At 60.5% G+C, this 9,774-nt stretch carries 7 protein-coding genes and 1 pseudogene; 2 read left to right on the top strand and 6 right to left on the bottom strand.

All coding sequences use genetic code 11. From position 1 onward, the window contains the following. From SIN08_RS09220 to SIN08_RS09195, 6 genes and pseudogenes are all read right to left on the bottom strand, one after another. Positions 1 to 595 (bottom strand): annotated as a pseudogene (locus SIN08_RS09220) (IS630 family transposase); the annotation flags it as partial. A gap of 85 nt (positions 596 to 680) precedes the next feature. Then, positions 681 to 1,160 carry a Rab family GTPase gene (locus SIN08_RS09215; RefSeq protein ID WP_322451295.1) on the bottom strand — a complete coding sequence of 160 codons (480 nt, stop codon included), beginning with the start codon at positions 1,158 to 1,160 and terminating at the stop codon, positions 681 to 683. A 17-nt stretch (positions 1,161 to 1,177) separates the two neighbouring features. Further along, a complete protein-coding gene (locus SIN08_RS09210) occupies positions 1,178 to 2,893 on the bottom strand; it encodes an OmpA family protein (RefSeq protein WP_322451294.1) in 1,716 nt (571 codons plus the stop codon). A gap of 1 nt (position 2,894) precedes the next feature. Further along, positions 2,895 to 3,248 (bottom strand): hypothetical protein, encoded by a 354-nt coding sequence (locus SIN08_RS09205; RefSeq protein ID WP_322451293.1) that lies wholly within the window; start codon positions 3,246 to 3,248, stop codon positions 2,895 to 2,897. A gap of 108 nt (positions 3,249 to 3,356) precedes the next feature. After that, entirely contained in the window at positions 3,357 to 4,028 is a 672-nt protein-coding gene (locus SIN08_RS09200; RefSeq protein ID WP_322451292.1) for a response regulator transcription factor, read from the bottom strand. 8 nt (positions 4,029 to 4,036) lie between these two features. Beyond that, positions 4,037 to 5,137, bottom strand: coding sequence for a sensor histidine kinase (locus tag SIN08_RS09195; protein ID WP_322451291.1), 1,101 nt, complete (start codon positions 5,135 to 5,137; stop codon positions 4,037 to 4,039). Between the two features lie 964 nt (positions 5,138 to 6,101). Here SIN08_RS09195 and SIN08_RS09190 point away from each other — a divergent pair. Together SIN08_RS09190 and SIN08_RS09185 are read left to right on the top strand one after the other, a co-directional pair. Then, the gene (locus tag SIN08_RS09190; RefSeq protein WP_322451290.1) at positions 6,102 to 7,034 is read left to right on the top strand and encodes an AraC family transcriptional regulator; all 933 of its coding nucleotides are present in this window, start codon (positions 6,102 to 6,104) and stop codon (positions 7,032 to 7,034) included. A 378-nt stretch (positions 7,035 to 7,412) separates the two neighbouring features. Continuing rightward, on the top strand, positions 7,413 to 9,774 hold a 2,362-nt coding region (locus tag SIN08_RS09185; RefSeq protein WP_322451289.1), incomplete at its 3' end, for a CshA/CshB family fibrillar adhesin-related protein.

Raw genomic sequence — 9,774 nt, 5'->3', positions numbered from 1 at the left:
ACGAAGGGGGCGGTCATGCCCGTCAGCCTGAGCGCGCCGGTGAAGGTGGTGGTCTTCCAATGGCCGTGCGGCACGCCGGCCCCGGCAGCGCTCGCCGCGTGGCGCTCTTCCGCGCAGGCGCGCCATCTTGGTCGACAGTCCGGTCTCGTCGATGAACACGAGTTTGGCTGGGTCGAGATCGAGCTGGCCGTCGAGCCAGACCTACCTCCGTTTCAGGATGTCTGGGCGGTCCTGCTCCAGTGCGTGTGCGGACTTTTTTGAACCTCCAGCCGTGGCCGCGAAGCCAGGCGCTCAAGGCGCTGCGGCTGATCCGCACCGACTGTTCGGCAAAGAGCCGGTCCACCATCTCGTTCAGCGTGATGTCCCGGCGCTCCTCGATCATCCCGACGATGAAGGCTTCATGCGCATCGAGGCTGGAGGCGCGGCGACGGCCTTGTGGTCGCGGCGCCAGCTCGCCCATCTTTGCCCGTGCAATCCAACGGATCGCGCTCGACACGCCCACCCCGAACCGCGCCGCCGCTTGCCGCGCCGACATGCCTTCGTCCGAAGCCTTCAGGACCCGTGACCGAAGATCCCCGCTCAGTGCTCTTCCCATCATCCACCTCCATCGAGATGGATGTTGAATCACCTGCGAACGCTGGCGTCACATCACAATCGATTCATCGAGCACAGGACGTGCTCTAGAGTTGTCGGCGACGTATAGTCTCTGCGAGTGCGGCAAAGGTTTCCGCAATCCCGGTGCCGGTCTTCGCGCTCACAAAATTAACGCTCGAGGGCGCAAGATCTCTGATCTCTCCGGTATTTCCGCTATCTTTCGTGAGATCGATTTTGTTTACCAGGGCTTTGTAGGGCCTCCCTGGAAATTTTGACTCAAAGCTGCGTGCCAAATCGACCATGTGGGTGACCGTTCGCGGCCGCGTTATATCCGACACGATTATCGCAGCCGAAGCGCCCATAACATAGACGGTTTCGAAAACGCGTTCTCCAAAATCGCCGTCCGTATCCCACAGCACAAGGCGCGTCGGTTCGCCCTTGTCGGCAGGGACATCATAACCGAGAACTTCGACACCAAGCGTTGTCATGTATTGCCCGTCGAAACGATCGTGCACGAGGCGGTACATGATCGACGTCTTGCCGACACCCATATCACCGAGCAGCATGACCTTTGCCGTGAGCATCACTGGACCGGTTCGGTTTGGAACACGTTCTCGAAAGTGACCCGGCGATTTGCGGCGTTTGTTGCCCCGACCCTGTCGGCAATCGGCATTGATGCCGAGCGCGAAACGATAACCAGTCGCGCGGAGTCGACTCCGAGAGAAGCCAGCTTTTCTCCCACCCGCTGCGCCCGGTCGAGGGCAAGTCTCCTGTTGGCGGAAGCCGATCCGGTATCGTCTGTATACCCGACGATTCTAACCTTCAGATCGCTCTTTTCAAGCAACGTTGCCAACTGCCGCAACTGGCGCTCTGCTTCTTCGCTGTCGGTGAATTCGTCAGTACCCGTGCGGAAGAATACGGCCGCCGTAGCCATGAACCGGTTGAGCCGTTCTGCAGGACTGTCGACAAGGGATGCCAGACGATCGTATTGCTCACGCAACTCGGCGAACTGCTGATCCTTGGATCTTGATTCCTCGGCCATCGCCTCGCGCATTTCGTCCATGCTCGCCTGTAGGCGGGAAAGCGACCGCTGCACCGCGGCGATATCGGTCCGCAATGCCGCCGATTGCTCCGACCCGGGAACAATGCCGATCCGGTTTACAATCCGGTACGGAGCCGCAGCCTCGGCCAGCGTGTTGACCAAAGGGGGGACGTCCACTTGGCTGGGCTCAATGCCTGAGACCGTCAAGCGTTGATCGCCATGGTCAAAGTCCAGCCGTAGCGGAAACGAAGCCAGCAACGGCTGCTCGTCGACAAGTCGCTGCAGCGCAGCGTTCGTTCGCTGCTCCAGCACCGTGCGAGCCACGATGATGCCTGCTAGCCAAGCGACAAGGGCAGCGGCAAAAGCGGTAAAGATGAGCAGGAGGATCCTTCCACGCCTCCTCCTCTTCTTGCGGCGTGATAGAGGATCATTTTTGATAGAGCTTGCCAGTGCGGCGAGCGTTGCAGCGTCGCAGTTCGAGCCGCGGCCCATGCTCTCGATCATGTCATAGAAGAGCGAATTGATCCTGGCTTCGTCGGGCGGACGCAGGAGGCCCGTGCACTCCGCCGCCAGGATGAATCTTGGCGAGGCCCGAAGCACGATTTCCCTTCCGCCGAAGTCGAGCTTCTGCAGGCTGCCTTCTTCGGCCAGCGCCTGAATGGAAAATTCAAAAATCGCCGCGACCATCGCGCTCATCAGGTCCGCGCGTTCGTCAGGAATCCCCTCCCGCTTCCAGTCTGCGACGAGGTGTCCGTTGCCACGTTCGATAATGAGCAGGCGGTTGATCTGGAGTGGGTGGTTATCCGCCAACACGAACTCGCTGATCGGACGGCCGGTTACAAGCGACTTGAGGCGCCCGATCCAAAGTTCCGCGGAGGTCAGCGCGCCAATGCGCTCCTCCAGGAACGCAACCAGTTGCCTGAAGGCGTCAGCCACGGCCGCGCTGACCAGCCGCCCGACAACTGGGTAGAGCGTATCCACCATCATCTCGCGCGAGTTTCTGATCTCGCTCCTGACTGCGGAAACCACGGAGGGGGCAATGACGTTTGCGAGTTCGCGCGGCTGACGGATTTCCGCACGCTCCAGCGCGGCGACCAAAACGTCTGCCGTTGCCGCTTCAAGGCGACTGGGGTTGCCTACATACCCTTGGAGGCGAGCGACATCTGATTCCAGCGTCTCAAGACGCGTCGCCTCCGCTTGAAAGAGCAGCGTCTTGAGCTGCTCGAACTCGCGGTCCTGGCCGACTGCGGATGCCATGCTATCTGCCCGTGCGACGTGACCCCAATTCGCTGACGGTCGCACCAAGCTGCGAAATCGCGGCGCCGATCTCCTTGTGCGAGTCGAGTTGCCTCTTTTCGCTGTTCCGCTCGAGCTCCTCGACCATTGCCCGTATAGTCGCCAACTCCTTCTCGAACTCTTCTTTGAGTTCTTTGATGGAAGACCTCATTTCCTCCTTCAAGAGGGTCAGTTTATCTTCGAGCGATCGCTGGGCGTTTCCAAATAAAAGATCACGGACCTGCTCGATCGTCTCCTCGGGGCGCGTTGTCGCTTCCATTTCCCCGGTAGAAGCATTTGTATTCGCGCTGTTATGAATATTATCAACAACCTGCATGGCTATTCTCCAGCTATCCCCGCCGTTACTGAAGGAAGTTTGCTCCCGCCCGCAGAAAACGCAAAATTTCTCGGGAGCTTCACCCCGAAAGTGTGGATGCCCCGTTACTCAATTCAAACCCAATGTTCTTATCGCCAATTCGGTTCGATTTCTAGCCCCGCACTTTTCCAGGATTGTGCTCACATGGTTCTTTATCGTTCCCTCAGCCAAATGCAGGTGCTTGCCGATTTCGCTGTTGCTTTTGCCTTCGACCACGAGCCTGAGAATTTCCTTCTCCCGGGCCGTCAGGCTGTCGTTAACCCGAGGGCTTACCGGAGCATGCCGGGGGCGCAACCGTTTGAGTTCTTCGAGAATGCGCGCGGCTACGCTTGGCGAAAGCGCCGACTGGCCGTTCGTCACCGCCCGAATAGTTGCCGCAATCTCATCAATCCTGGCATCCTTCAACAGATACGCCTTCGCTCCCGCGCTAACGGCCTCGAAGATCAAGTCGTCCGTCTCAAAGGTGGTCAGGACAACAATATGGGTACTCGGAAACTCACGGAGGATCCTTTGAGTAGCCGCAATGCCGCCGACACGCGGCATTTGCAAATCCATCAAAATGACGTCTGGTCGGTATCGGCGCGTGAATTCGATGGCCTGCTCGCCGTCAGCTGCACCCGGGAGTATTTCGAAATTGTCGTCCTGTTGTGCAAGGAGCGTGATAAGTCCTTCCCTAATCAAGGTCTGATCTTCGGCGATCAGCACACGCACCCGTTCGACCTGCTCACGCAACTTGCTCACCCGCCCCACTATCCTTTCGACCACCCTGCGACTGCTCGTGGTTTACGCGGGCCTGAAGCAGGGGCCTCCGACGACGCGATGGGCGGCAGCGATAAGTGTACCACCGTTCCGTCCCCGTGCGCGCTCTTCACGGTGCATTCGCCGCCTGCGAGTTCAGCAAACTCCAACATTCCGGTCAAACCGAAGTGCCCTGGCTTTGAAACGGTGGGATCAAAACCGCATCCATCGTCGCAGATCTCGACAACGAATCTCCTGCCGGCTTCAGTCTCCGTTTCCGTCGCACGAAACTGTACGCGCCGCGCCTTCGCGTGTGCCTCGATGTTGCGCAATGCCTCGCTCAGGACGCGTTTCACCGTCACGCCGTAGTTCCGCAAACAATCGCGAGCGTTATCGTCGATGTTCACCGAGATCTCCGTGCCGGTCCGTTCGGCACACTCAAGCAGCATCTCCTCGATGTCTGCCGCCGGTTCAAGGTCATCGGGCATCCGAAGACGGGCAATCGCATCGCGCGCGCGAGCCAACCCGTTTACAGCGGCCTCTTCTGCGACCGCAAGACCTTCGGATACGCGAGCGGGATCGGTAGATAGAAAGTGCTGGGTTACCCGTATCTGGGTAAGAAGCGCCATCATCGAATGTACGAGCGTGTCGTGGAGGTCGCGTGCCAGCCGTAGGCGGGCTCGCGCAAGCGAGGCGAAGCGCGCCTCGGTGTTGGCCGCCTCCAGTTGTTGCTCCATCACGCGACGGGCACGGCGTTCGCTTTCAAACAGGATTCCGACTTGGTGCGCTGCAAAGTCTGGTATTGCGATCACAACGTAGTGTGATTGGTGCCTGTTCCAGACGATAGCCGCCGTCATCGGATGATCCAGTCCGGATGATGCACCGCGCACGCCCGACAGGGCTATTATGTCGCGCTGTCCTTCGGCCAGGGCAACCAATTCGGATTCCATTCCGACCAGCAGCATGCACTGGCAACAGTCCAGCCCCCTTGTTGGGAGCCAATCCACCAAGCGCCCGATTTTCCGCTGAATCGCTCTGTCGGCGCCGATAATTGCAAGCCCTATGACATCGGCTTCCGCGACCGATTGCAGCTCAGCGGCGAGGTCGATCATTCGTTCTCCAAACCAGCTCTAAGGCCCGCCCACTATGGTGTAATGCCGAGCAGACTGCAAAAAAATATGACTTTCGTCATCTTCGAACATGACTTTCGCCAGATGCCACCGGCTCTCGAGAGAGTTAATTGTCGACAAATCAAATAAAAAACATTCGCGTGGAATGCGGGGAATTCGCACGGATCATCATAAGTGGTGTCCAAGTGATGGGAGAGAGAATGTCTACAAAAGCTGAAGAACGAAAGGGGAGTGTCCAATCGAGGCGCGGATCCCTTTCAGGCGCACTGCTACCGATGGGGCGGCGGCCTCACGGCAGCTATTGGATGTTTCCCATTCGACACCTCCGCTCCTTCACATGCGCCGGGCACACGTCGGCGATCGGCGTCACCTGCACGGGCCGGATTTGAGACCGACGACCGGGTGAGCGCCGCATGAGCAAGCCGCGTGTGCCGATGACCGGCGGCGCCGGATACATCGGAAGCCATTGCACGTGATTACGAAGCAAGGAGAATCGACCGGAACGCGCAGGAATTGGAGGCACTATGGGAAGCAGATGCAGTGGCGAGGGACTGAAAAACTCCCGCGTGCACGAAAGCGATGACCGCTTAAAGCGTATCGATCATGGACGGAGTTTCGAAGGAAGCGTCTCGTCCGTCAGCGTTCCTGTCTTTCCGGATTTGGTGCCCCCCTAGGCGGCCCAACCCGCAGACATAGCTGCTCCGAGCTGAACGGTCTAACCCGGTTTGTGGCTGACACGTCGGCAGGTGGAGCTTGGTCTCTTAACCTCATTATGGGGTTCGGTCTCCCGGTCCAGCGCACTTGGGACACGATCGGCGCTCATTCCCTCTCTCGTTCGGGACGCCGGCGGGCGGTCGCCGATGCTGCGCGGTTGTTTGCGAGTGGCCGGGAGAAGCTCCATGCCGCTGGCGGGCCACGCGTAATGCGAGCCGGAGCTCGGTACTTAATGGAATTGAACTGCGTTTTCGCCATGCCATCGTTGCAGCAGCAATCCACCGTGGAAAGCCTCCTCGAAGCCGTGCCTTCGACGCCGGGACGCAAGGTCGCGGCGCAGCGCGGCGGCTTCGTGCATGCCGTCTTCGAGCCAGGCTCGGTAACCTTCAAATCATTCGGGGACTTTGCCGAGGTGCTGCTCAAGCCGGTTCCTCGGATGCGATCACGTATAGGCAGCGGTCAATTTATTGAGTGTGATGCACCCGCCGGAACCTTATTGCTCACCCCCGCGGATGTGGAGAGCGCCGGTGAGTGGGATGTGCAGCGGGAAAGCGTTGCGGTCGGGTACTTGCCGGGCGAACTCAAGCGCCTTGGTGCGATGGAGTTCAATGTCGCCAACCTGGAACTGCGCCCGCCTGCCGTGGGCCATGTCGACGAGCGGGCGCTGCGGCTTGCCACGGAGATGCGGCTGGAGGCCAGCCGCGGCGCCATATTGAGCGAAGTCTATATTGACGGCCTGCTGCTGCTGTTCGGGCTCAATCTCCTGCGCAACTACAGCAATGTTGCTGATCTCATAAAGATCAATAAACCGGACCGACTCGGGGCGGTGGCAGCGAAACGTATCGAGGAGTTCCTCAGGGAAAACTACGGCCGAAAGCTGACGACGGCGGAGATGGCGGGCATCGTCGGACTGTCGCCCAGCCACTTCCTCAGGGCGTTTCGCAACACCTTCGGTAGGCCCCCGCACCAGTATGTCGTCGGTCTCCGCATCAAGCAGGCGGTGACACTCCTGCGCACGACTGACCTGTCGATTGCCGAGGTGGCCTATCTGAGCGGATTTTCCAGCCAGAGCCACCTGACCGCCACGTTGCGGCAGCGCCTCAACCTCACACCGGGGGATATTCGCAAAGGTAGCAGTTCCATTTCTGCAACATCGATAATTTGACAAAGCATAGGATTGATGCGCCGCAGTATTCCGAAAAGCACAGCAGTTTCCAGAAAGACCTGCCGATAGAGAGATGCTTCTTCCGGTGGCGGATTAATTCCGCACGCAGGTGATTCGAGGTCATACCAACCTCAACAACTTTCAAAACATCTGCCTGAGGCAAGATTCGGCGTCCTCAGGCGACGGGGGATCGATCGGCAATGCGGCATTCCGCCGCGATGCATTCGGGGGCAAGGAAAATGCGGCAGAACGGGAACCTTCTGGTGAGGGGGCAGAGTGCGGACGCAAACGAAGTTGTGTTCCTAATCTCTCTTATGGGGCCGTGGGGCGCCGCTATGCGGGACGCGGCAAGCATCTAACATGCAAGAGGGCATACACATGGCGGGGAATTCCTCCGAGCGTGCCATCATTGGTGCGCGTGGGAAGCGGCGCGGATATGGCCAGCCGGTACTTTCATGGATCAGCGCATGCGTCGCTCTTCTTTGGTTGGCGAGCCTTGCCGTTCTGTCGTCGACGCCCGCCCAGGCGGCGGCATATGCGACCGGCGGCAGCGGCCAGTATATCGACGACGTGCTGTGGCTGACCTGGGGCGGCGGGGATCAGGGCACGCACGGCCAGCCCCTTGCAGTCGCTTCAACCACGTCGGCCACCTTGCCTGTCGCCGGCGGTATCAACCTCGTGGTGACGTGTTCCCTCCAGAACCTCGGAGGCAATCCCTTGACTTCTTACCGCCCGGGCGACTGGAGCGGCGACAGTCTGGATAATCTCTACAATATCGGCGGCACTGACACGGCAAACCAGCTCATCAGCGGCATCATGGTGGCGAATGGCGAGGCCACCTTTACTGTCAGCTGTAACGCGACCCTCGGCGGAGCCCCCTATCCGCTGAAGGGCCTGGTGATGGCCGACGCAGAGTCGATCGATGGCACCGGCGAAGAGTATGTGCAGGCCACAGCCAACGGCCAGTGGTTCGCGGTCGAAATGCTGAAGAATCCTGGCGCCGGGGAATATTGGGCCCAGAAGAGTACGGATGGCCAGACAATCCGCTTCGGGCCGGGCACCAACAACAATACGGCGGCGGTGTCGTTTCTGCGCTTCAACAACCCCTCCAGCAACGTCAGCATGGATTTTGCCGTCGGCGGCAGGGGTAATACCGCGATCGCGATCGGCATGCTTGCGCCTTATGCCGATTTTGCCGATGCGCCCAGTTCATACGGCGAGGTCATGCATCTCGTCGCCGACATGGAATTCGCAAACGACAACATCCCCCAGGATGGAACCCCCATCGACCTGAACGCCGCTGGCTATGAACCCGGCGGCCTCCTGCCGCCCGACGAGGATTATCTCGGCACCCGCGGGCCGGACACCGAACTTTCCGCGATCCACACCCCGGGCGCCGACGGTGAAAGCGCGGCCGAGGAGGACGCTTGGCCGGCAAACTACGTGATAAGCGTTCTCCAGACCGGTGAGGAACTGACCGAAACGATCCTGTGCACGGGGACGGGAACGGTTGCCGCTTGGATCGACTTCGACCGCAGCGGCGCGTTTGATCCTGACGAACGGACCGAGGCCCAGTGTACCGGAACCGAGGCCACGCTCACCTGGACGATTCCGGAGACCCTGACGCCGGGCATCAGCTATATCCGTCTGCGCTATTCCAACGACGCCAGCGCCCTCGCCCTGCCGACGGGAACGGCGCCCGACGGCGAGGTGGAGGACCACTCCCTCACCGTACTCGCTCCCAGCCTGGCGGTCGAAAAGACCAGCAATGCCGTCGGCGGCTCCTGGCGGGTGGGCGAGCCCGAAGCCACTTATCAGCTCACCGTCACCAATAACGGCCCGGTTGCCACGGGCACCGCCGACAACAACCCGCCGCCGGCCGAAGTGACGGTGCTCGACGAGTTGCCGAACGGCATCCTGCCCGACTGGACAGGGACGCACTCGGTCGACGGCTGGAGCTGCACCTTCAGCGGCCAGCTCGTCACCTGCACCACCAGCCAGCTGTTCGGCGCCAGCGGCGAGGCGAACGACAGCGCGCAGTTCACCCTGCCGGTCCAGGTCACCGCCGACGCCGTCGGCGACGTGGTAAACCATGCCAGCGTCGGAGGAGGACGCGATCCGTTCAACGACGGCGATCCTCTGCCGCCCGGTGATACCTGCACCGATGCCGATCATTGCGCCGAGCACACAATCACCATCCAGCCTGCACCCGAAATCAGCACCGTTAAGAGCTCCAGCCCCGCAAGCGGCGAGGAGGTGCTTCCCGGGGATTCGATCACCTTCACGGTGACGACCACCGTAGGGACCTCGGAGACGACCGAGCCGCTGACACTGACCGACACCTTGAGCGACGGCCTGACGTTCACGGCGGTGACGGCGCCCGGACCCTTCACGTCCTGTGGGGCAGCGGGGCAGGTCCTGACCTGCACATTGCCCACGAGTACGGCGCCGGGATCATATACGCTGGAGTATACGGCGACGGTCGATGCGGATGCGCAGGGCACGCTGACGAATACGGTTACCACCCAGGGCGGGGGCGATCCGGATCCGGAATGCACCGCCTGCACGACCGAGCATCCGCTGGTTCTGGAGATCTCGGCGGAGAAGACCTCCGATCTGGCCACCGGAACGCAAGTCTCGCAGGATGACACCATCACCTATACGCTGGCGGCGACGGTGACGGGGTCCGCGACAACCGAGGATCTGGTCCTGACCGACACGCTGGACGGCGGCCTGACCT

The organism is Chelativorans sp. M5D2P16 (assembly GCF_034427935.1).
In the GTDB taxonomy this organism is placed as follows: domain Bacteria; phylum Pseudomonadota; class Alphaproteobacteria; order Rhizobiales; family Rhizobiaceae; genus Chelativorans.
This window is presented reverse-complemented; position numbering and strand designations above follow the sequence as displayed.